The 21,281-nt window shown below is 61.1% G+C and carries 22 protein-coding genes and 1 tRNA gene; 14 read left to right on the top strand and 9 right to left on the bottom strand.

All coding sequences use genetic code 11. The features are described from left to right. Positions 1 to 13 precede the first annotated feature (13 nt). Complete coding sequence (locus tag BSG20_RS10935; RefSeq protein ID WP_072375002.1) at positions 14 to 1,033, bottom strand: LacI family DNA-binding transcriptional regulator; 1,020 nt, start codon at positions 1,031 to 1,033, stop codon at positions 14 to 16. A gap of 140 nt (positions 1,034 to 1,173) precedes the next feature. Between BSG20_RS10935 and BSG20_RS10930 the strand changes: the two genes are divergently transcribed. The 6 genes from BSG20_RS10930 to BSG20_RS10905 all read left to right on the top strand — a co-directional run bounded on the left by BSG20_RS10930 (position 1,174) and on the right by BSG20_RS10905 (position 8,737). After that, complete coding sequence (locus tag BSG20_RS10930) at positions 1,174 to 2,463, top strand: ABC transporter substrate-binding protein (RefSeq protein WP_072375216.1); 1,290 nt, start codon at positions 1,174 to 1,176, stop codon at positions 2,461 to 2,463. 179 nt (positions 2,464 to 2,642) lie between these two features. Next, positions 2,643 to 3,665, top strand: a complete 1,023-nt coding sequence (locus BSG20_RS10925; protein ID WP_072375005.1) for a LacI family DNA-binding transcriptional regulator — start codon at positions 2,643 to 2,645, stop codon at positions 3,663 to 3,665. Between the two features lie 42 nt (positions 3,666 to 3,707). Continuing rightward, the gene (locus BSG20_RS10920) at positions 3,708 to 4,946 is read left to right on the top strand and encodes an ABC transporter substrate-binding protein (RefSeq protein ID WP_072375008.1); all 1,239 of its coding nucleotides are present in this window, start codon (positions 3,708 to 3,710) and stop codon (positions 4,944 to 4,946) included. Between the two features lie 75 nt (positions 4,947 to 5,021). Further along, a complete protein-coding gene (locus BSG20_RS10915) occupies positions 5,022 to 5,939 on the top strand; it encodes a carbohydrate ABC transporter permease (RefSeq protein WP_072375219.1) in 918 nt (305 codons plus the stop codon). Then, positions 5,936 to 6,799: a carbohydrate ABC transporter permease gene (locus BSG20_RS10910; protein ID WP_072375011.1), complete on the top strand. Its 864-nt coding sequence runs from the start codon at positions 5,936 to 5,938 to the stop codon at positions 6,797 to 6,799. The genes BSG20_RS10915 and BSG20_RS10910 overlap by 4 nt, the downstream gene beginning before the upstream one ends. A 24-nt stretch (positions 6,800 to 6,823) precedes the next feature. After that, positions 6,824 to 8,737: a glycoside hydrolase family 127 protein gene (locus tag BSG20_RS10905; RefSeq protein WP_072375222.1), complete on the top strand. Its 1,914-nt coding sequence runs from the start codon at positions 6,824 to 6,826 to the stop codon at positions 8,735 to 8,737. Positions 8,738 to 8,779: 42 nt separating this feature from the next. On the opposite strand, the gene BSG20_RS10900 is transcribed toward BSG20_RS10905, so the two are convergent. Next, complete coding sequence (locus tag BSG20_RS10900) at positions 8,780 to 9,523, bottom strand: type 1 glutamine amidotransferase (RefSeq protein WP_072375225.1); 744 nt, start codon at positions 9,521 to 9,523, stop codon at positions 8,780 to 8,782. A 117-nt stretch (positions 9,524 to 9,640) separates the two neighbouring features. On the opposite strand from BSG20_RS10900, the gene BSG20_RS10895 reads away from it, so the two are divergent. After that, complete coding sequence (locus BSG20_RS10895) at positions 9,641 to 9,937, top strand: Rdx family protein (protein ID WP_072375013.1); 297 nt, start codon at positions 9,641 to 9,643, stop codon at positions 9,935 to 9,937. 50 nt (positions 9,938 to 9,987) lie between these two features. Here the strand turns inward: BSG20_RS10895 and BSG20_RS10890 are convergent, their stop codons facing one another. Beyond that, on the bottom strand, positions 9,988 to 10,416 hold the full coding sequence (locus tag BSG20_RS10890; protein ID WP_072375227.1) for a BA14K family protein: 429 nt from the start codon (positions 10,414 to 10,416) through the stop codon (positions 9,988 to 9,990). Positions 10,417 to 10,593: 177 nt separating this feature from the next. Here BSG20_RS10890 and BSG20_RS10885 point away from each other — a divergent pair. From BSG20_RS10885 to BSG20_RS10870, 4 genes are all read left to right on the top strand, one after another. Beyond that, a tRNA-Leu gene (locus BSG20_RS10885) sits at positions 10,594 to 10,680 on the top strand. Between the two features lie 185 nt (positions 10,681 to 10,865). Further along, a complete protein-coding gene (locus tag BSG20_RS10880; RefSeq protein ID WP_072375016.1) occupies positions 10,866 to 12,071 on the top strand; it encodes a tyrosine-type recombinase/integrase in 1,206 nt (401 codons plus the stop codon). A gap of 87 nt (positions 12,072 to 12,158) precedes the next feature. After that, complete coding sequence (locus BSG20_RS10875; protein ID WP_072375019.1) at positions 12,159 to 12,545, top strand: hypothetical protein; 387 nt, start codon at positions 12,159 to 12,161, stop codon at positions 12,543 to 12,545. A gap of 120 nt (positions 12,546 to 12,665) precedes the next feature. Beyond that, the gene (locus BSG20_RS10870; protein ID WP_072375021.1) at positions 12,666 to 13,622 is read left to right on the top strand and encodes an Abi family protein; all 957 of its coding nucleotides are present in this window, start codon (positions 12,666 to 12,668) and stop codon (positions 13,620 to 13,622) included. Between the two features lie 29 nt (positions 13,623 to 13,651). Here BSG20_RS10870 and BSG20_RS10865 read toward each other — a convergent pair whose 3' ends face one another. The 4 genes from BSG20_RS10865 to BSG20_RS10850 are packed head-to-tail and all read right to left on the bottom strand — an operon-like array spanning position 13,652 to position 18,193. Beyond that, the gene (locus tag BSG20_RS10865; protein WP_072375024.1) at positions 13,652 to 15,688 is read right to left on the bottom strand and encodes a hypothetical protein; all 2,037 of its coding nucleotides are present in this window, start codon (positions 15,686 to 15,688) and stop codon (positions 13,652 to 13,654) included. Beyond that, positions 15,689 to 17,191 (bottom strand): hypothetical protein, encoded by a 1,503-nt coding sequence (locus BSG20_RS10860; protein ID WP_072375027.1) that lies wholly within the window; start codon positions 17,189 to 17,191, stop codon positions 15,689 to 15,691. A 10-nt stretch (positions 17,192 to 17,201) separates the two neighbouring features. Then, a complete protein-coding gene (locus tag BSG20_RS10855) occupies positions 17,202 to 17,669 on the bottom strand; it encodes a hypothetical protein (protein ID WP_072375031.1) in 468 nt (155 codons plus the stop codon). Then, positions 17,666 to 18,193 (bottom strand): hypothetical protein, encoded by a 528-nt coding sequence (locus BSG20_RS10850; protein ID WP_072375034.1) that lies wholly within the window; start codon positions 18,191 to 18,193, stop codon positions 17,666 to 17,668. The genes BSG20_RS10855 and BSG20_RS10850 overlap by 4 nt, the downstream gene beginning before the upstream one ends. Before the next feature lie 409 nt (positions 18,194 to 18,602). On the opposite strand from BSG20_RS10850, the gene BSG20_RS10845 reads away from it, so the two are divergent. From BSG20_RS10845 to BSG20_RS10835, 3 genes are all read left to right on the top strand, one after another. Further along, positions 18,603 to 18,836 (top strand): hypothetical protein, encoded by a 234-nt coding sequence (locus BSG20_RS10845; RefSeq protein WP_072375037.1) that lies wholly within the window; start codon positions 18,603 to 18,605, stop codon positions 18,834 to 18,836. A 129-nt stretch (positions 18,837 to 18,965) separates the two neighbouring features. Beyond that, positions 18,966 to 19,595: a recombinase family protein gene (locus tag BSG20_RS10840; protein ID WP_072375229.1), complete on the top strand. Its 630-nt coding sequence runs from the start codon at positions 18,966 to 18,968 to the stop codon at positions 19,593 to 19,595. Between the two features lie 14 nt (positions 19,596 to 19,609). Then, positions 19,610 to 19,873, top strand: coding sequence for a helix-turn-helix domain-containing protein (locus BSG20_RS10835; RefSeq protein ID WP_244541315.1), 264 nt, complete (start codon positions 19,610 to 19,612; stop codon positions 19,871 to 19,873). A 316-nt stretch (positions 19,874 to 20,189) separates the two neighbouring features. Here the strand turns inward: BSG20_RS10835 and BSG20_RS10825 are convergent, their stop codons facing one another. Further along, entirely contained in the window at positions 20,190 to 20,489 is a 300-nt protein-coding gene (locus tag BSG20_RS10825) for a hypothetical protein (protein WP_072375046.1), read from the bottom strand. A 9-nt stretch (positions 20,490 to 20,498) separates the two neighbouring features. Next, positions 20,499 to 20,891, bottom strand: coding sequence for a hypothetical protein (locus BSG20_RS36410; protein WP_072375049.1), 393 nt, complete (start codon positions 20,889 to 20,891; stop codon positions 20,499 to 20,501). Positions 20,892 to 21,281: the final 390 nt, after the last annotated feature.

The raw sequence follows: 21,281 nt of genomic DNA, 5'->3' as shown, positions 1-21,281 counted from the left end.
ATTGCTCGTCATATCAGGAGTGCGGAACGGTGCCGCCGGCAATAGGCACGACGGCGTGGCAAATCTGGCGGGCGGGGGCGGCGCGATCCTTGAAGCGCGCAACCATGAGACCGACCGCCTCCCTGCCGAGCGCCACGCGATCCACGCGCATGGTTGACAGCGGCGGATTCGTCATCAGCGCGCAGGGAAGATCGTCGAAGCCGACGATGGCGAAGTCATCGGGCACACGCAGCCCGGCCTCGGTCACGGCTTCGAGAACGCCGACGGCGATGAAGTCGTTCATGCAGAAGGCGGCGGTGAAGCCGGCATTCTCTGCAAGCACGGCGGCTGTCAGTTCATGCGCCTCATGGATCGCGCTGCCTTGAAAGGTCATCGACACGAGACGCCCTTGCGCGCCTTCGACCTCGGCAATCGCAGCCCTGAAGCCTCGCACGCGCTCGCGGATGGTGTTGCGGTGCGAGCCGGTCAGATGCAGGATCTGGCGGTGGCCGGCATTCAGCAGGCGCGTTGTCGCTTCATAGGCGCCGAAGAAGTTTGAGGGAGAAGCGCCATCGAGCCGCAGTTGCGGATCGGTGCCGTTGACCAGTACCGTCGGGATTGCCGCGTCCTCAAGCCACGCGCACAGTTCGGCGCTCGGATCGATCCCGACCAGGAACAAACCACCGGCGCCGGCCGTCTGCATATACTCGTGGACCACATCGGGTGTGGCTCTATTCTCGCGGATCAGCCGCACCTCGAAGGGAACGCCGGCATCGAGCGCGCCGGCGCGCAACCCTTCGACGATCCCTTCGTAGAAGACGCTGAGCCCGCCTGTTACCCCGTCGCTTGCAATCAGCGCCAGGCTGCCACGCAGCGCACCGTTTGCGGTGCGTGCCGAGTAGCCGTTTTCGGCCGCCACCTTGAGAATGTGCTGACGTACGCTCTCGCTGATGCCGGGCTCGTTGGCGAGCACACGGGACACGGTAGATATAGACACACCCGCCATGGTGGCGATGTCGGCCTGTCTCAGTCTTTTGGTCTTGATCTCGTTCATGGAGTGAAGCTTATGCAAATAGTGCAAATTTGCAAGAGAAAGATAATTTGTTGCATTGGGTAAGTTTTTGCGTAATCTACGCCGACAAGCCCATGGAGCTGTTGGAGGATGGCGGGGCGATGAAAGAGGAGGATGAAATCATGCAGGTCAATCGCCGTTCATTTCTGATGGGTTCGGCAGGTGTCGCTGCCGGGCTGGCCTTCGGCGCCGGAAGCTCAGTTCCGGCCTTTGCAGAAGATGTCAAGCTGCGTGCCATGTGGTGGGGATCGAACGATCGCGCCAAACGCACGCTTGATGTCGCCAAGCTCTATGAAAGCAAGAACGCCGGTGTTTCGATCGTCGGCGAGTCGCTGAGCGGTGATGGCTATTGGACAAAACTCTCCACCCAGATGGCCGGCCGTGCAATTGCCGACGTCTTCCAGCTCGAGCCGGGAACGATCTCGGACTACTCCAAACGCGGCGCATGCCTGGCGCTCGACGAGTTCGTGCCCTCGACGCTGAAAGTCGATTCCTTCGGCAAGGACATGCTGAAGCTGACGACGGTGGACGGCAAGCTCTATGGTGTCGGCCTCGGCCTCAACTCCTTCGCGCTGTTCTTCGATCAAACGGCGTTCGAAAAGGCAGGCATTCCGGTGCCGACGGCGGATCTGACCTGGGATGAGTATGCCAAGCTCGCGGTCGAGCTGACAAAGGCCGGAGGCAAGGACAATTACTGGGGCGGCCCGTACGGCGCGCGCTACGCCTACGTCTTCGACGCCTGGCTGCGCCAGCGCGGCAAAAGCCTCTATGCCGATGGCAAGCTCGGCTTCAACGTGGATGACGCAACAGCCTGGTTTACCTACTGGGAAGATCTGCGCAAGAAGGGCGGCACGGTCGCAGCCGATGTCCAGACGCTCGACCAGAACACGATCGACACGAACTGCCTCGCGCTCGGCAAGTCGGCGATGGGCATGGCCTATTCCAACCAACTCGTCGGCTATCAGCTGATTTCCAAGAACAAGCTCGCAATCACGCTCCTGCCGCGTGAAAAGAAGGGCGGCCCATCCGGGCACTACTATCGCCCGGCGTTGATCTGGAGTATTGGCGGGACGACGAAGAACGGCGAGGCCGCGTCCAAGTTCATCGATTTCTTCGTCAATGACGTGGAAGCCGGCAAGATCCTTGGCGTGGAGCGCGGCGTGCCCATGTCGCCGACTGTGCGGGAGGCGATTCTCCCTCACCTTAATCCGACCGAGCAAGACACCGTGAAGTACGTAAACCTGCTGAAAGATCAGGTGGGCGAATATAAGGCGCCTGCACCGCTCGGCTCGACACAGTTCGACCAGCGCGTCTTCCGTCCGATTGCCGATGAACTTGCATTCGAGCGGACAACTCCCGCCGAAGCCGCGGCACGTCTCCTGGAAGAAGGCAAGGCGACGATCAAGGGCTGATCGTACCCCGCATCGACAAGCTTTTGGATCGCGGCGGACATTGGTCCGTCGCGATTTTCTTTGTCGCCAGCGTTCCCCACCTTGATGACAATCGTATGATTTTTGCGATGAGAAAACCTTTTCCCACTTGACGATGAGATTGGGAAAAGCTTTTCTCATCGCAAATGAGGAGACGCGCGGTGAACGTCGCGGGAGGAAAAAGAGGCCGGATCACCATCCACGACGTCGCGGCGGCGGCGGGGGTCAGTATTTCCACGGCTTCCAAGGCGCTGAATGAAACCGGCCGCATGAGCGCCGAGACCCGCGAGCGCGTAAAGCGCATAGCCGGCGAAGTCGGCTTCCGCCCGAATGCACTCGCCCGGGGCCTCCTGAGCAAGCGCAGTTTCACCATCGGCCTGTTGACCAACGACACCTACGGGCGCTTCACGCTGCCGGTGATGGCCGGCATTTCCGACGCGCTCGTCGATCACGGCGTATCTGTTTTTCTCTGCGCGATTGAAGACGATCCGTCCCTCGGTCAGATCCATGTCGATGCCATGCTGGAAAAGCAGGTGGACGGGATCATAGCAACCGGAAAACGCTTGGACCGGCAGCTTCCGGTCGATCTGTCGAACCTGCACGTCCCCGTCGTCTACGCTTTCACCGAGGGGACGCCGGCAAGCGTTACCTTCCGCTCCGACGACGCGCAGGGCGCACGGCTCGCCGTGGAGTGGTTGGTGAAGATGGGCCGTCGGCGGATCGCGCATATTACCGGGCCGGAAGACTTCTTCTCGGTTCGCGAGCGCACGGGCGCCTACCGCGATGTCATCGGCGATGAGGGCCTCGTCATGTTTGGCCATTGGGCGGAGGCCTGGGGCCACGAGGCCGTCGCGCAGATCTGGGACGAAGAGGGCGAAAAGCCGGACGCGATCTTCTGCGGAAACGATCAGATCGCCCGTGGCGCTGTCGATGCGTTGCGCGAGCGCGCTGTTCGCGTGCCGGAGGATGTTTCCGTGGTCGGGTTCGACAATTGGGAGATTGTCGCCAGCCAGACGCGGCCGCCGCTCACCTCCGTCGATATGGAGTTGAAGGAACTGGGGCGCCAAGCCGGGTTAACGGTTCTGGCGCTGGCCGAGGGGCGCGCGGTGGAACCTGGCGTCAGGAAATTGCCGTGCCGCCTCGTGGTGCGGCAGTCATGCGGGGCCCAAAGCCCCAGGAGATGAGGAACCGGCGCGGAGGAGATGCGCCAATTTGGGAGGAGTGCCATGATTAAGCGTCTGTTGGCTGCGACAAGCGTTGCCACTCTATGTCTGGTGTCCGGAGCATCGGCCGCCGAGAAAGTCGAAATGTGGGTCCGTTCCGGTATCGGCGAGTCATTCAAGAAGGTCGTCGAAGCCTACAATTCCAGCCACGAGAACCAGGTTGTCGCGACCGAGGTGCCGTTCTCGGAACTTGTCCAGAAATACGCAACCGCAATCGCTGGCGGCCAGGCGCCCGACGCGTTGTCGATGGATCTCATCTACAATCCTGCCTTTGCCGCTGCGGGACAGTTGGAAGACCTGACGGACTGGGCAAAGAAGTTGCCCTATTTCAATTCGCTATCGCCGTCGCACGTCCGCCTCGGCACCTATCAGGATCGCGTCTATGGGCTGCCGCTGTCGGTCGAAACCTCGGTCTTTGCCTGGAACAAGGACCTCTATAAGAAGGCGGGCCTCGATCCTGAAAAGGCGCCTGCGACCTGGGAGGAAATCACTGCCAACGCCGAGAAGATCCGCAAGCTGGGTGACGACACCTACGGCTTCTATTTCTCCGGCGGCGGTCGCGGTGGCTGCATGATCTTCACATTCACGCCGCTCACGTGGGGCGCAGGCGCCGATATCCTGTCGGCCGATGGCAAATCGGCGACGCTCGACACCCCGCAGATGCGCAAGGCCGTCGACTACTATCGCGACATGGTGAAGAAGGACCTTGTCCCGGCAAGTGCTGCCAGCGACAACGGTGCCAACTTCCTGAGCTTCACGAACGGCAAGATCGGTCAACAGAGCCTCGGCGCATTCGCAATCGGCACGCTCGTGACCGAGCATCCCGACATCGACTTCGGCGTGACGCTCATTCCGGGCGTTGACGGCAATCCGTCCTCCTTCGCCGGTGGCGACAACTTCGTCATCACCAAGGGCACGAAGAAGATCGATGCCGTGAAGGAATTCCTCGAATACATCTATTCGATGGACGGTCAGAAGATCATGGCGAAGTATGGCAGCCTGCCGACCCGCGGTGATATCGCCGACAAGGTGCTCGAAGGCCTTGATCCGAGGATGCAGGTCGGCCTGAAGGCCATATCGGTCGCGAAGACACCCTACACTCTGCAGTTCAACGATCTGATCAACAGCGCCAACGGTCCGTGGGCGACCTTTACGAACGCCGCCATCTTCGGTGACGATGTCGATGGCGCCTTTAAGAACGCACAGTCGGAGATGCAGTCGATCATCGACAGCGGCCAATAATCTCCCAACGGCCGTGGCCGGAGGATGGTGGCAGTCCTCCGGCCGATTTTATCAGGAATGATGCGGAGTGTTTCGATGACCGTGACGGGTCAAAAGCAGACAGCATGCGTGCGCAGACGTGCCCCACGACCGGAATGGACCGGCCTCCTCTATATCGCTCCGGCGATGCTTTTGGTGATCGTGTTCTTTGTGCTGCCGGTCGGTTTCACCGCCTGGATGAGCCTTCACAACTGGCCGCTGATGGGTGCCTCGCGCTGGATTGGCTTCAACAACTACTTTCGCATGTTCAATGACGGCCGCTTCGTCGCGGCGCTGAACTTCACAGCCTATTATACGGTCATCGTGACGATCCTCATCTTCGCGGTCGCCTTTCCGCTTGCTCTTTTCGTCGAGCGGCACCGGGCATTTGTCAGTATCTACCGCACCATCATCTTCCTGCCCGTCGTGGTCGGTCTGGCGTCGGCGTCGCTGCTTTGGGTGTGGCTTGCCAATGTCGACAGCGGCTTCATCAGTCCCGCCTTGAAAGCGCTCGGACTTGTCGAGAAGAGCCCCAATCTGCTCGCCACCTTCGACAGTGCATTCCTGACCATCTGCGTCATGGTCGTGTGGAAGATAGCCGGCTTTACAATGATCATCCTGCTGACGGGCCTGCAGGCGATCCCCGCCGATCTGACGGAGGCCGCCGTCGTCGACGGGGCAAGCTGGTGGCAGCGTTTCCGCTTTCTGACACTGCCGCTGATGCGCAGGACGATCGCGCTCGCGCTGATCATTTCCGTGACGGGGTCGATCCTCGCCTTCGATCAGTTTTACATCATGACCTCAGGCGGACCGCAAAACCGTATGATCTCCGTCGTCTACTACATCTTCAACCAGTCTTTCGTGTCCTTCAATCTCGGATACGGCGCGGCGCTGTCGATTGCGCTTCTCGCCATTCTGGTGATCATCAGCGTCGTGCAGCTCTGGCTGCTGCGTGTCGGGGAGGAGCGCTCATGAGCCTCGTCACCGGTCGCAGGAGAAGCCGTGAAATCCGCGGTCAGGTCGCCTATCACGGTACCGGCATGGCGGTTGCCATTTTCTTTCTCGCTCCGTTTGTCATTACGCTGCTCGCCTCGTTCCGGCATGGCACGGAGGCGCGCCTGCCACCGCTACCGCCGTGGCCGACGAACGGCATCAGCGTCGATTCCTATCGCTCGCTCGACAGTTTCGGTGCCGGCATCTGGCAGCACACCCTCAATTCACTCATCGTATCGCTTGCGACCGTCGTGCTGACGGTCGTGATCAGCCTGCTCGCCGGCTATGGTTTCTCGCGCTATCGCTTCCCGCTGAAGAATGTCTTCTTCATCCTGATCATCGCGACGCTGATGATCCCCTTCCAATCGATCCTCACGCCGCTCTTCATCATCCTCGCCAAGCTCGGGCTCAACAACTCGCTCTTCGGTCTGACGCTGGTCTACGTGACGCTGCAGTTGCCGTTCTCGGTCTTCATGATGCGCAATGCCTTCGATGCCGTGCCGAAAGAGATCGAGGAGGCGGCTCGCATCGACGGCGCCCATGATCTGAAGATGCTGGTTTTGGTTCTGCTGCCGCTCGTGCTGCCGGGTGTCGCCACTGTAGCGATCTTTGCGTTCCTCAATGCCTGGAACGAATTCCTGGCCGCGCTTGTGCTGCTTTCAAGCAACGAGAAATACACGCTGCCTGTCCTGATGATGGCGGTTCGCGCTGGCCGTCTCGGGGCGATCAACTGGGGCGCCGTGCAAGCGGGTGTCGCTGTCATGACGATCCCCTGCCTCATCGTCTTCCTGCTTCTGCAACGCTACTACATGCGCGGGCTTATGGCCGGCGCGGTGAAATGACTTCCAAGAAAGATGGATCACGCCATGAACAAGTTGAAAAGAGACCGCCAGTTTCGTCCGCTGCCCGTGCCTGATGTCGATGTGCATGGGCTATTTGGAGAGCGCCAGGACGCGATCTGCGATTCCACTGCCGAAACGCTGCTCGACCGTTGCGTCGAGGCAGGGATGCTACGTGCGATCGATGTCGACCAGCCTGGTCCCGGAATCGTGATCCCGATCGGCCCATGGGGTGGTTCTACGCAGATGTTCTGGGACAGCGATTTCGGTAAGTCGATCGAGACGGTTGCCTACTCGCTCTATCGCCGCGCCAATCCCGCTCTGGAAGCCCGCGTCGACGCCATCATCGACATGTATGAGAAGCTGCAGGACAAGGACGGTTATCTGAACGCATGGTTCCAGCGGGTTCAGCCCGATCGCCGCTGGACCAACCTCCGCGATCATCACGAACTCTATTGCGCCGGCCATCTGATTGAGGGCGCCGTTGCCTATTATCAGGCCACCGGCAAGCGCAAGCTGCTCGACATCATGTGCCGCTTTGCCGATTACATGATTTCCGTCTTCGGCCACGGACCGGGCAAGATCGCCGGCTACTGCGGTCACGAGGAGGTCGAACTGGCGCTGGTCAAGCTCGCCCGCGTGACGGGCGAGAAGAAGTACTTGGACCTCGCCAAGTTCTTCATCGACGAGCGTGGCACCGAGCCCAATTTTTTCACCGAGGAAGCGATCCGCGATGGTCGCAACGCCGCCGACTTCCACCAGAAGACCTATGAATACGGCCAGGCGCACGCGCCGGTTCGCGAACAGAAGAAGGTCGTCGGTCATGCCGTACGCGCTATGTATCTCTATTCCGGCATGGCCGACATCGCGACGGAGTATAATGACGACAGCCTGACCGGGGCGCTCGAGACGCTCTGGGACGACCTGACGACCAAGCAGATGTACGTCACCGGCGGCATCGGGCCGGCAGCCGCGAACGAGGGCTTCACCGACTATTATGATCTGCCGAACGAAAGCGCCTACGCCGAAACCTGCGCGTCAGTCGGCCTGGTATTCTGGGCGAACCGCATGCTCGGACGCGGCCCGAACCGGCGCTATGCCGATATCATGGAGCAGGCGCTCTACAATGGCGCTATGGCCGGCCTGTCGCTCGACGGCAAGACGTTCTTCTACGAGAACCCGCTGGAAAGTGCCGGCAAGCACCATCGCTGGACCTGGCACCATTGCCCCTGCTGCCCGCCGAACATCGCCCGCCTGCTCGCCTCGATCGGCTCGTACATGTATGGGGTGGCGGAAGACGAGATCGCCGTTCACCTCTACGGCGAGGGAAGCGCGCGGTTCGAAATTGCCGGCACCAACATCGAGCTGACGCAGAAGACCCGCTACCCCTGGCACGGCGCCGTTCACTTCGACGTCAAGACGAGCAAGCCGGCGCATTTCGCAGTTTCGCTGCGCATCCCGGAATGGGCAAAGGGCGCGACACTGGCAGTCAACCGCGAAACGATCGATCTCGGTGCAGTCGAAGTCGATGGCTACGCCCGCATCGAACGCGAATGGCGCGATGGCGACAAGATCGATCTGAACATCCCGCTGGAAGCGCGCGCCCTTTGGGCAAACCCGCTGGTGCGGCAGGATGTCGGACGCGCTGCGCTGTTGCGCGGACCGCTCGTCTATTGCGTGGAGGCGACCGACAATGGCGCGGGCCTGAATGGCATCCGGCTTGGCGAGGACATCGCAGCGACGACCGCGGAGATCGCCGAGCTCGGCGGTGCGGTTGCGCTCGACATTCCGGTCACGAAGGATGAACCGGATTGGGGCGCGACGCTCTATCGGACCAAGCCGCCGGTGGCCGAGAAGGCGACGGCTCGCTTCGTGCCGTACCATCTGTGGGACAATCGCGCGCCCGGCGAAATGCTTGTCTGGATCCGTTCCGCGACGTAGCGCCGGCCATGTCGTATTCGTTCAAAATGGTCGTCGCCGCTGCTACCTAGCGGCGGCGACTGCCTTGAGGAATGGCCGTGCCTCGGCTTGGATCATGCGCACCCAATTGCGACCGATGGCAAGGCCGCTCGCATCTGATTCGCTCGCATGGCCGGCGGCAAGCGTCGTGTAGCGTTCATGCCAGCCGGGCTCCATCTGCTCGATCGATGCGGCAAATTCGGCTTTCCAGCTATCGATCACCGATGCGCTGGCTTCGAAGTGGAACTGCGTGCCATAGGCTGCGCGTGCAACGCGAAACGCCTGGTTCTGCGTCAGGCTGCTGACCGCAAGGCGCTTGGCGCCCTCCGGCAGCGTGAAGGTGTCGCTGTGCCACTGGAACGTCGTGAAATCATCCGAGAGGCCGCAGAGCAATGGGTCCGTCCGGCCATCCCTGGACTTGCTGACCGCGTGCCAGCCGAACTCCAGCCCGGCATTCAAATGGTTTTCCGCGCCGTAGGCACGCGCCAGGATCTGCGCGCCGAGGCAGATGCCGAGCACCGCCTTGTCGGCGTCGGCGAAGTCGCGCATCAGTTGCGCAAGCGCCGGCAGGTACGGATAGTTCTCATCATCGATCGCGTTCTGCTCGCCGCCGAGCACTACCAGCGCGTCATGATCGGCAATACTGGCGGGTAATTTGCCATCGATCCACGGGTGGAAGCGCTCGACCTCTGCTTTGGCCTCCGCCAGTGCCACGCCCAGCGAGCCGAGCGGCGTGCTTTTCATGTTCTCGATGACGGCGACTCGCATCAGCATCTCAAATACGATCTTCGACACGGACAGGAACACCAAGCGCTGCGCGATTGCAATATGGATTGCGCCGCGCCACGGCAGTTCGTAAACCGGCATGACGAAAGGAAACCTGACATGAGCGACGAGAAAGCCCGCGTGACGATCCTCTACTGCACCCAATGCAACTGGCTGCTGCGTGCCGGCTGGATGGCGCAGGAGCTTCTGCAGACCTTCACTGACAGTCTCGCCGAAGTGGCGCTCATTCCCGGGACGGGCGGCAATTTCGAGATCCGTGTCGATGGCGACCTGATCTGGGAGCGCAAGCGCGACGGCGGCTTTCCAGGTCCTAAGGAATTGAAGCAGCGCGTCCGCGATATCATCGAGCCCGGCCGCGACCTCGGCCACGTCGATCGAGCCTCGCTGGAAAGCTGAGCCTAGATCAGGATGAATTTAGGCCGATCGGCCTAGAATCTGAATCCCCTCTAGTCGTACGGCGAATTGCAGGTTTTGTAGATGCCCTCAAACGTCACGAACCGGTCGGTCTTGGGATTGTAACTCCGATACTGATTTCGGCACCAGTCCACATGGAACTGTCGTCCCTGCGCGTTCGGTTGCACCGTGCGCACGGGCGGTGGATCGTAGTAGAGCGGCGCGCGTCCCCGTGCGCCCGGTCGATAGTAAGTCGGGCCTGTGGCGGTCGGCGGCCGGTAGTTTGGCTGCACATAGGATGGGCGGAACGACTGCACCGGCCCGAAGGTAAAGCAGCCGCGCGCGTCGCACATGGTCGACCCCACACGGACGATGTCCGATTCGCCGGCGGGGGCTGAAAATACGCCGAGCGGCATCGCAACGGCTGCGTACGGTAACAGGGAGAAAAGCGCGATCAGGCAGAGATTGTGAAGACCAGGCATCGGACGATCCTTTCTTGCTGCGTATATAGTGCGCCTTGCGCCGATCACTATCGCCGCCTCCTCAGATTGTGCCGTCGTCAGCATACACCGGCATCAAAGACTTTTTTGCTGCCTGTCAGGAAAACTTCAAAAACCCTGTTGACAGCAAGAGGCCACCCCCGTACATGGCTCTCCGTCGCCCAGATGGCGGAATTGGTAGACGCGCCAGCTTCAGGTGCTGGTACCCGAAAGGGTGTGGAGGTTCGAGTCCTCTTCTGGGCACCAAATTCCCACTTTTCCCGGTCCACTGGACATGAGGAAAGCGCAAAAAGCCCGGTTTTTCCGGGCTTTTTTGTTACTTTGGCCCTGTTGCTGTCCACCGCCGCCCACTTGCATCCACTGCCTTTGTTGGTACTCTCGTTGGTATTCATCGCTACCAACGCACTCGCGCCTATTCCGGTACCAACAAAATGGCCCTCACCGACGTCCAAATCCGCAATCTGAAAGGCCAGACGGCCGCAAAGAAATACAGCGATGCTGGCGGCCTGCATCTGCTCGTCACGCCGAGCGGTTCGAAGCTCTGGCGAATGCAATACCGGTTCCACAACAAACAGCGGACATTGGCCTTCGGGGCGTATCCGGCCGTTAGTCTTGCTGACGCACGCAAGCGCCGCGACGAGGCCAAGAAGCATCTTGCAGCGGGGCTGGACCCATCGCACCAGGCGAAGATCGAAAAGACCGTCAGCCGCACGTCGAACGAAACCACCTTCGCGGTTATTGCCGACGAGTTCATTGCGAAGGTCAAGCGCGAGGGCAAGGCGGCGGCGACGATCGCGAAGAAGGAATGGCTAATCGGCCTCGCCCGCGGCGACCTGGGCAAGAGGCCAATCGCGGAAATCACCGCGGCCGAAATCCTCATACCGCTGCGCAAGGTCGAGGCAGACGGGAACTATGAAAGCGCCCGCCGGCTTCGATCCACGATCGGCCAAGTCTTCCGGTATGCGGTCGCGACAGGCAGGGCAGTCAACGACCCAACCGGCGCGCTGAAGGGCGCGCTTATTGCGCCCACTGTGACGCACAGGGCCGCCGCCACCGAACGGGATACGTTCGCCGGGCTTCTCCGGGCCATATGGGCCTATGACGGCATGCCGGAGACGCGCGCCGCTCTGAAGCTTATGGCGATCCTCTATCCGCGCCCCGGCGAACTGCGACAAGCGGAATGGTCGGAATTCGATCTGGATAAGCGGGAGTGGATCATTCCAGCGGAGCGGGCCAAGATGCGCCGGGAGCATCGAAAGCCCCTTCCCGATCAGGCGGTGGCGATCCTGAAAGAGGTCCGCAAGCTCACTGGTGACGGCGCACGCGTCTTTCCTGCCGTCCATACCCGCCAGCGCCCAATGTCTGAAAACACGCTGAACGGGGCGCTGCGGCGCCTGGGCTTCAGTTCGGACGAAATGACAAGCCACGGCTTCCGGGCGACGGCCTCGACCCTATTGAACGAGAGCGGCAAATGGCCGGCCGATGCTATCGAGGCCGAACTAGCCCACGCCGGGGCGGATCTGGTGCGCCGCGCGTATCACCGCGCGCTCTATTGGGATGAGCGTGTCCGCATGGCGAAATGGTGGGCCGACGAAATCGACGCGCTCCGCGCCGAGAAAGTAGACATCTTCTCATAATCGGGCGGCCGACGGACGGTCAGCGGAAATTGATGACAGCAATGATGCGAGGATATTTTTACGCCAGGTAAAATGAGGGGGTGGGGAATGAAACGGATAAAGATCGCGGCCGGCTTGGCCGCGGTATTGAGTTTTGCGAGTTGCCAGACGAACGCGGAATACCAGTCACAACTCAACGCAAATCTAGACGCCCGGTTGAGCGCCTATCACGGCACGACCTTGGCAGAGTTCATTGCGCGGACCGGCCTTGTTCCGGTCAACGCCTATCCCGTCGCAGGCGGCAAGGTGTTCGTGATCGAAGGCGCGCCGGTCTATGTCACGCTCCCTGCAACGCAGGTCACGCCGGGCATTACGCGAGCATCGGCCTGCCAGCTTCTCATTCGAGCCGCTTTGACAGGGCCGGGCGGCACGGCAGACGATTGGAAGATTGTCGGAACATCGCGGTCGGGACCGTGCAACAATTTGCCGGTGTAAGGCGAGCTACCTGGCGTCGCGCCCGTCCATTGCGGCCTTGACAATAGACAGAGACTAGCACATATCGAGGGGGACACGGCCGGCCCCTCTGCAACGCAAGGGTCGGCCTTCTTATTTTCCATGACATATAACAAACCGCACCTGCCAGTTCCGCAACAGCGAGCCCTGCTCGAATCACGCGGGCTGTTGATCGCCGATCCGGCCAAAGCCGAAGAGTATCTTCAACGGATTGGTTACTATCGTCTGAGTGCGTATTGGTACCCCTTTCGAAAGATCGAGAAGCAGGCGGACGGCTCCTACAAGCTCGGCGATCACTTTAAGGACGGAACCGATTTTGGGCACGTCACGGCCCTGTATGCCTTCGACAAGACCCTGCGGCTCTTGGCGTTAGACGCGCTCGAACGGATCGAAGTATCGATACGCACGGAGGTTGCCCTATGCCTGGGTAGCCACGACCCCACCGGTCACCGCGACCCCAAAAAGTTAGATAAGAGGTTCACCACGCCGGGAACCGGGTTCCAGAATTCAAAACATGACGGCTGGCTAAAGCAACTGGACGATAGAGCCGCATCGTCCAAGGAGGAATTCGCGAACCATTTTCGCTCGAAGTATCCAAACTCACACATGCCGATCTGGATCGCGGTCGAACTTCTCGATTTTGGCCCTCTCTCGCACCTCCTTGCGGGAATGCGGTACGCGGACCTGCAGACCATTTCGAAGAGCTACGGCGGCCTTCAGCCCCACCTCATAAAATCATGGATACGGGCGCTCTGCGGTGTCCGAAATGTTTGCGCCCACCATTCGCGACTTTGGAACAAGCCTTTGGTCGATCAACCGGCATTGCCGCGCCAAGGCGAGGTGCCCGAAATGGACCACTTGGCGCATACGCCAGGTGGGAACCGCAGGATCTATGCAGCCTTCTCGGTCATGCAAACCCTTCTGAAATTGGTGAACCCGCGAACCAAATGGGCCGAACGTCTGAAGGCGCATATGGCTACCTTTCCCGCCGCGCCCAACGTAACCATTGCCGATGCCGGCTTTCCGGCTAATTGGGAACAACTGCCGCTTTGGAAATAGCTCCGCTGCTGCCAAGAGGCCGGTATCGATCAGCGATTTTCACTGACTGCTGATTGAACCGTGCCGCGCGCCACGGCGCGAGGAACGAGCCCCGTTTCGCCTCGAGCGATTGCCTCGCGGATGAGATCGACGGAATTCGGATCGGTGAACATGTCTGCAAGCCGGTTGATGTTGCCGCGTAGCGTCGCCCGGCTGAGAGCGTCCCCGGCATTCGCGATCAGGCTAGCGCCGAAGGTGCCCGCGGCATTCGCGGCGCGTTGAGCAAGCGGAGCCTGCGACAATTCGGCATTGGCGGCGCGGTTGAACTCCGTTGCGCTACCGATCGGCTTCCGGCGCCCTGTGGCGCGCAAGACGTCCAGCAGTTCGGGCGCGGCGGTCGCCGCTGTCTGGTCAGGAAGCGAGCGGAGTATCGCGTCCAGGACCGCGTTGCGTGGCTGATTGCCCGCGATGTCCTTGGCGAACTTGGCACCTGCAAATTCCCGGTCGCCTGATTGCGTCTCCGTCGCGGCGCGGGCGTAGCGATCGGCGATCGACTGGCGGGCGAGGGCTTGCGCCGTCTCCGGATCTTGCGCCATCAGACGGGTCATTGCGTCGGCTGTTTCGCCTTCAGAGCCAACGAGCGGGTTTCGCGGCAGAAGCGCGTCGCTGGCCGAAGAGGTCGTGCTCGCGGCGGCTACGCGTCCAAGGGGGCCTTCCGCAACAGGCTGAAGCTGCTCGCGGCGTAGGCGCGCCTGTTCTGCCAAAGCCTGGTCGTATTCCGACGAAACGTTGCGGGCCACGTCGCGGGCATTGGCGGCGGCCTGCGTGTTGAGCGCGCCTATCTCTGGCGCGTATCCGGGGTTCGCACTGTTTGCCAGGGCCTCGCCGCGGGCGTACATATCCTTCGTCACGGCGTCCACAACGCCAACCGAGTTATCCGGCAGATTGGCATAGCCGGGGGCAATTTCCGGATTGTTGCGAAGGCGCTCCAAAGCCAACCTGAAACGCGGATCGGCTCGCATCGCCTGAAACTCCGCGTCGGGAATAACGGCCGGCGCCGATGCCTGGTAAAGCGGTCGGGTCTGCGCGTTGATGGCTTGTCTTGCATCGTCGATGGCGTTGGTGGCCGCTTCGGACGCACGCGGGCCAAGTGTAGACGGATTGGCACTCTGTGGCGCTATGGCATCAAGAAGCCGATTGACTGCAGTATCGACCTGCGCGGGGCGTTCGGCAAGGAACGGCCGCATGCGCGCCCCGCCCGAAACTGAACCCTCCGTCAGCCGCTGAAGGTCGGCGAGCGACGTGCCGCCGTTCTGCGCATGGGTGATCGCCTCCGGGCCGGTCAAGCGAACGCCGGTCGAATTGTCCTGGAGGGCGAGAGCTCGCGCCCAATCGATTTGCTCGGGATCGCCAACAGCGCGCGCCAGGACGCTTTCGGGCGTGCGGGCAGAGACGACAGCGCCCCCGACATTCCCGGCAATTGCGCCGAGCAAGCGTGCATAAGGCTCAGCGGAGGTTCCTTCGGTCAACTGTCCGGCGGCCTCCGATGCGGCGCCAGGAACGACCGCATTCCGTGTAACGTCGCCCGCATAACTCAGGACCCGGCGACCGATGCCTTGCGCGGCGCGCGTGGCTCTCGACGGCCCGCCGCCCGGCACAGCGAATTCGGCGATAGTCTCGGCATATTTGCCGGGGGTCGTCTCAGGCGCATGCAGATGTTCGTCCATGGCGCCGCGAACTGCGTCCTGGCCAGCGTTCAGGGCGCGATCTACGCCACCGCTTTCGATTTCTTCAGCGGTCGGTACGGGCAACGGATCGTAGCCGAATGCGCCGCGCACGGCGTTGACCGCTCCCACCTCGTAGGGCGTGGCGTAGGTATCGAGAAGGCGCTTTGCCGTCACCGGTAGCATGACAGTTTCGGCGGCGCCGCGAACGATACCGGAGCCGATGCTCTTGGCGATGTCGCCGGCAAGCGTGGATTTCTCCTGTGGCGGAGCGCCTGGTACGAGATCGTCGAAAGAAACGGCTCCCTTGTTGGCAGGAACGCCGCTCTGCGAAATCAAGTCGTCAAACGTAACGTCGGGCATTTAGAGACCTTTCGGATCAATGCCGTTATCGATCAGGCGCTGAATAACTTTGTCGCGAGGCGCCCCCTTCGCGATCGCGGCCCGTGCAGAGGCCAACGGATCGCCTGAAGGTTGTGCCGAGCTCTGCGGCTGAGCGGACTGCTGTACGGATTGTGTCGGCGCATTCGCCTGTGCAGCCTGCATGTGCGCCAGCATCTCCGGTGGGACCGGAACGCCGTTCGCCTGCATGATGCGGGTAATCTGATCGGCAGCGCCCGCGGACGAACCTTGCAAGGCTGCCAAGGCGGTGTCGCGCGCAACCTTCTTGTCGGCGATTGTCTGCGGATCGTCGCCCGGCAGCGGAATGAACACGCGAGCGTAGTTCTGGAATTCCTCGCGCCCGAATGCCGCGCCCGTATCTGGCCGCAGCACGGACAGCATGAAGTTCATGGCGGAATTGTAGAACTGCCGCCCCTCGGGAGAGACGAGGTTATTCGACAGGGAGAGCGGCAGGACATCGCCGGTCTTGCCGAGCATCAATTCGTAGTCGGCGGCGCCCGGCGCATAACCCTTGTTGTTTTGCAGATCCTCGAGGTTCGCGGCGGCAGATGCGGCGCGATTGTAGAACATCGCGTTTTTCTGCGTGAACTCGCTCTGTTTCATGCCGATCTGGTCGCTCGTGCCGACGGGCCGCGCCTTGTCGAAAACCTGAATGTCTGTGGGGATCGGCTGGCCGTCGGCAGTGCGATAAATGCTTTCGTTCGGGCGGCGGAAAACCTGCATCGTCTTGCCGTTCACAAGCGCCGTGCCCTCGACAAGCGACTTGTCGGCAGACTGGTCGTAAGGCTGTGCGCCGGTACGGGTGGCGGCGCCAGGCGTCATGAAGACCGGCGTCTTCCCATCCGGCCCAACTGCCTGGACGGGCGTCTCCTTGCCCATGATCGCATCAAGCAACTGCTGGTCGCCAATGGCGCCCGACTGGCGCAGACGCTCCGCGTTTTGAGCCTGCCATTCGTCCGTCGTGAGGGGCTTGGCCGCTCCCTTGGCCTCGTCGATCGCTGGCAGACCGACGTGAGCGGCGATATCGGCCGGCACGGCGGGCCTTACCTGTCCTTCGCTCAGCGGGCCGTAAAGCGACGCGATCGCCGAGCGCTGATTGTCCATGGCGCTCGTCTGGAGAGCGCGCGCGTTGTCTGCTGCGTTGTTTGCCGTCGACGTTTGCGCCGCGATATCCTGGCCGCGCCGGGTCGTCGCGTTGCCTTGATCCACGCTGTAGTAGGACTGGCTCGGTGCATATGCGCCCGCGCCCACACCCATGCGGTCAAAGACGGTCTGGTTGAAATTCGGGTTCTTGGAGTAGTCGAAAAGCTCGGCTAGCCGCGCCGCTTCCGCGCGCTTTGCGCCGGCCGCTGCGTATCCCGCAAGGTCGCTGCCGCTAGGCGGAGCGAAAAGGGTCGCCAGCGAACTGAATGCCTGGCCGATTTCCGGATTGTTGTAGTAGCGATTGGCGACAATGGATGACATCGGGGGCGCCTTACTGGAGTGAAACGTTGTGGTCTGCCGGCGCTTCCCATGCGCGCTGCGCGGTGACAGCACGCCCGAGGGGATCATTCCGACGTTTGAGTTCAGAGCGGCAGACGGCAGCCCTAAGTTCAGCGGCTATAAGCCCGGCGTGCAGAATTCGATCGGCGTGCAGGTTGTCCGGTTTGGCTGTCAGCAATGCAGCCCCGGCGGCCAGGCCAAAATAGACGCGATCTGCGGCAATCGCGCCGGCAACGCCTTCAGCGACGCGCGGCGCTATCGCGAACGCGAGCTCGCTTACCCTGGCCGCCAATCCGGGTTCGTGGTCGCCGAGATCGGGCCAAGCGACCGCCGCCGTCACCAGATCGTCGAGCGCGCGAATTGCCGGAACGACTGCGTTCTCTGCCGTCAGAGCGGAGCGAAAATGCGCGATTGCCGTTTCGACGAGGCGGCGGGCGGTAGTTGGCGCGTCCATCGTCATGCCGCTGCCTTCCGGAGCATGTCCGCGACAAGTTCGCTCCGGCGTTCAACGGCGCGTTCGCGGATCTCGTTAAGCAGGCAGTGGTTGTGACAGGCGTTTCGCAGGCGGCGCGCATATGCCCGCATGTCGAGATAGACATGCTTGTGCCGAGCGCTGCGCTGCGCGTCGTCTTCATTCCAGTAAAAGATCAGGCCGGCCATTGCATCGACGCCCCGTGACGCCAACTCCCGTTCGCCTGGGCTCGGGAAAAGGGCGAGGATTGCCGGGCGCGCAAGGATCAGAGCTTCAAGCAGCCGGTCGCGCTGGCCTTCTGTGATACGCGGCGCGCGACGGGATATTCCGGTCTGGAGAAAGAGCGCGGCGTGGGACGCGTTCCACGCGACGTCATCGCCCCGAGCAACGTGGCCGAGATAGGTTTGCAGCATGTTGACGGAGTAATCGAGCTCCGTCTCGCCAGCGCCTATCACGATGTTGTCGGGCGGCAAGCCGTCGTAATCTTCGCTGTGGTGCGTCCAGATCGTCATGCACTGAATAATGGTCGTCCGGTTTGTTCGTCTCAAACAGAAACGACGCACGCAAAGTCGAACAAATCTCCCAGATAGTGCGGTCAAAAGTTCCAGCGTGGCGCAATTTTGTGTCGGCGGCGGTTGCTGCTTTTTAGGAATAAATTTGGACTATGCCAGGGGGCGACCCCCGGTTTTGGAGTATGTCCAGACGCGCTGTCGGCGAAACTGGAGAAAGTTGAAAGTATGTTTGTTGGTTGTGTCCGCTTTGTTGGCCAACATTGGCAGACAATACGCAACATTGACCGACGCGTTTCTTGCGAGTTAGGCATGTTATTAAATATATTCGAACCACGTGTGAAGATAATGCTTGACTTAACGAACCACGTAAAAGAATCTAGCAGCACTCACCGCTTCACAGAGGGCTGCTATGAACAACGTTATCGATCTCGCCGAATACCGCTCACGCAAGAGCGCGTCCAGAACGCCGCACGAAAGGGAACTTGCATTGCTGAAGCGCGCCTTGGCGGCAATGGAGCTCGCAAAAGCGCAATGCGACGCGGACGAACTTGCGGACTGGTGCGACGAACTCGAGGTACTGGCGCTTTACACCGAACACTTCGACGTCCGCGAGAGATGCAAGCTGGCCTTGAGGGCTGGCTAGTTCTTTTGGGTCTACCTCAAGGAAACCCCTTGTTACCCCATAGAACCGCCGCCGAAATCATCACTGAAACCACCCAAAACGAACCGGATGCAAACGAACCATCCAAATCGAACTACGAGGGGAATGGACATGTTTATACGGGCGTACCTCCGCGCGAGTACAAAGGAACAGGATGCTCTGCGCGCAAAGGCTCAACTCGAGGACTTCGCCAAAGAGAAAGGTTTTCCGATCGCCGCGTACTACGTCGAGAATGAAAGCGGTGCCTCTCTGAAGCGGCCGGAACTCTTCCGATTGCTCAGCGACTGCAGCCCCAATGACACGCTGCTGATAGAGCAAGTGGACCGCCTAAGCCGACTTAATGAGGCTGATTGGGAGGCGCTTAAACGCGAGATCGATGGCCGCCAGGTGCGCATCGTTGCACTGGATCTGCCCACCTCGCACGCAATGCTGACGAATAGCGACGACCCGTTCACCGGCCGCATGTTCCGCGCGATCAACTCCATGATGCTCGACATGCTCGCGGCGATCGCGAGGAAGGACTACGAAGACAGACGACGCCGGCAGGCGCAGGGGATCGAAAAGGCGAAGGCTACAGGGCGCTACAAGGGCCGCCCGGAAGACGCTGACCGAAACGCTGCCATCACCCGAATGTTGAAGGCCAAAGCGAGCTGGAATGACATCGTAAAGGCGACAGGCTGCTCGCGGTCCACGCTGCTCCGACTGTCCAAGCGGCTCAAGGAAAGCGAGAGAGCAGCGTGACACAACAACGGTTTTTGACCGAGCCGGAAGTCGCCGCCATTCTTCGCTGCAGCCGGGAGAAAATTAAGCGTCTGCGCCTGGCGGGGAAGCTCGCTTATTTGCCGGGGCGCCCCGTCTTGATCGACGAGGCGGATTTGGCGAGCTACATCGAAGCCGAGAAAGCACGGATCGCCGCAAAAGCCGAAGCCGCTAAGCCACGTCCGCGGCTGACTGAAACGGATGCGCGGAAATGGGCGTTGGAACAAGTGTTGCTTCGCAGAGGGAGACGAAAGCCCTAGCGACCCCGCGCGGTCGAGAGTATCTTTCGCAGATCCAACAATAACTCCGACCGACACATGAGACCGACGACATGGTTCTACCCGCCGATCAGCGCGCGCATTACATCACCCGTGTGACGAAACTTCTTACTGACCAAATCCGGGCCTGTAATTTGCCCACCGAAACGAGCACCCGAATTTTTGGGCTGCTTGATCAGATAAGCGAGAGCGCGGACGCTCTTCGCAACGAGCTCAACCCATATCAGAGCACCGCCCCGGCTCGTCCCTCGTATGGCGTCGACCTATACGGCGGCAACGTGGTGCCCCTTCGGCGCGCTTAGCCAAAAACATCTTCATCGGCGCCTTTGTCTTGTGACCGGCGCGCCAAGCGAGCGATCTCGTCGTGCAACTCGCTGGCAGTCATCTCGTGAGGTTCTTTTGCTTGGTCGCGTTCCTGGCGGTCGAAATAACCTGCGACGCGGAACAATGTGGCCGATGCCGTCGCTCGAGCCGGAGCGGGGGCTTTAGGATCGCGGGCGACCGCTAGGCTTGCCTCATACGCCGCTTGGACGCCTTCAGTGTGAATTCTGGTCAGTAAGTCGCGTTGAATGTCCGCGACGTTCCGTTTGTCTGTCATGGCGTTACCTCAATCAAATATATCGAAAAGGAGGGACGCCGCGCGTCGCTCCAGTTCTGCAATCTGGCGGTCGATTTCAACGAGTGCAGGATCTCGCGGTCGCTCTTCGGCAAGTAGGGCGCGCGTCTTCGCGGCCTCTTTTCTGGCTGCGCGATCGGCCGCGCGCTCCTTGGCCGGGCGCGGCCTGGCGGCTCGGCTCTTGGCCGCGCTTCGATCGCGCTCTTCGGGCGTCATTCTGGCAAGGCGAGCGTCGCGCTTCCGTTTTGCCCGTTCCAAATCGCGCAGTTTGCGTTGCAGCCGCTTTTCAGCGTTGGACGCGTCGCCGTTCGGCCATCTCGGCTTATGCCACTCGTCACCCTTGGGAGTTCGACCGCCATGATATGCGCACCGACCGTTGCTCATGGCGAGTTGCTGACACGGCTGCCCGTCATGCTTTCGTTTGGCCCCGCACTTGGGGCGTGAAGAACGGAGGCTCCGGTGCCAGTGCAGGATCGCGCCGCGCGCCTGGTGGCGTTGTTGGACCGTCGCCATATCCTAACCGCCGATCCGCCTACAAGGCGTTTGAGGTATTCGCGCGATGCCAATGCCCAAGCCCAAGCCATTGGAAAAATCAGGCTGTCTTTCACTGGCCGAGCCGCGGGTTGGTCGCGTGGTCGCCTTATAAGGCGGCGACCACGGCGACCACCAAAACCCGTTGCAGTCGGGACCACTGCGACCAGTCCGCGACCACTGCGACCACTTTTGGCATAAAGCATTGAACATACGCGTCTTTCCTTGGATTTGCGAATGCGA

The organism is Rhizobium tibeticum, from assembly GCF_900110205.1.
Lineage (GTDB): Bacteria > Pseudomonadota > Alphaproteobacteria > Rhizobiales > Rhizobiaceae > Rhizobium > Rhizobium tibeticum.
Note: the sequence above shows the minus strand (reverse complement) of the source record. Positions and strands in the feature narration are given on the sequence as shown.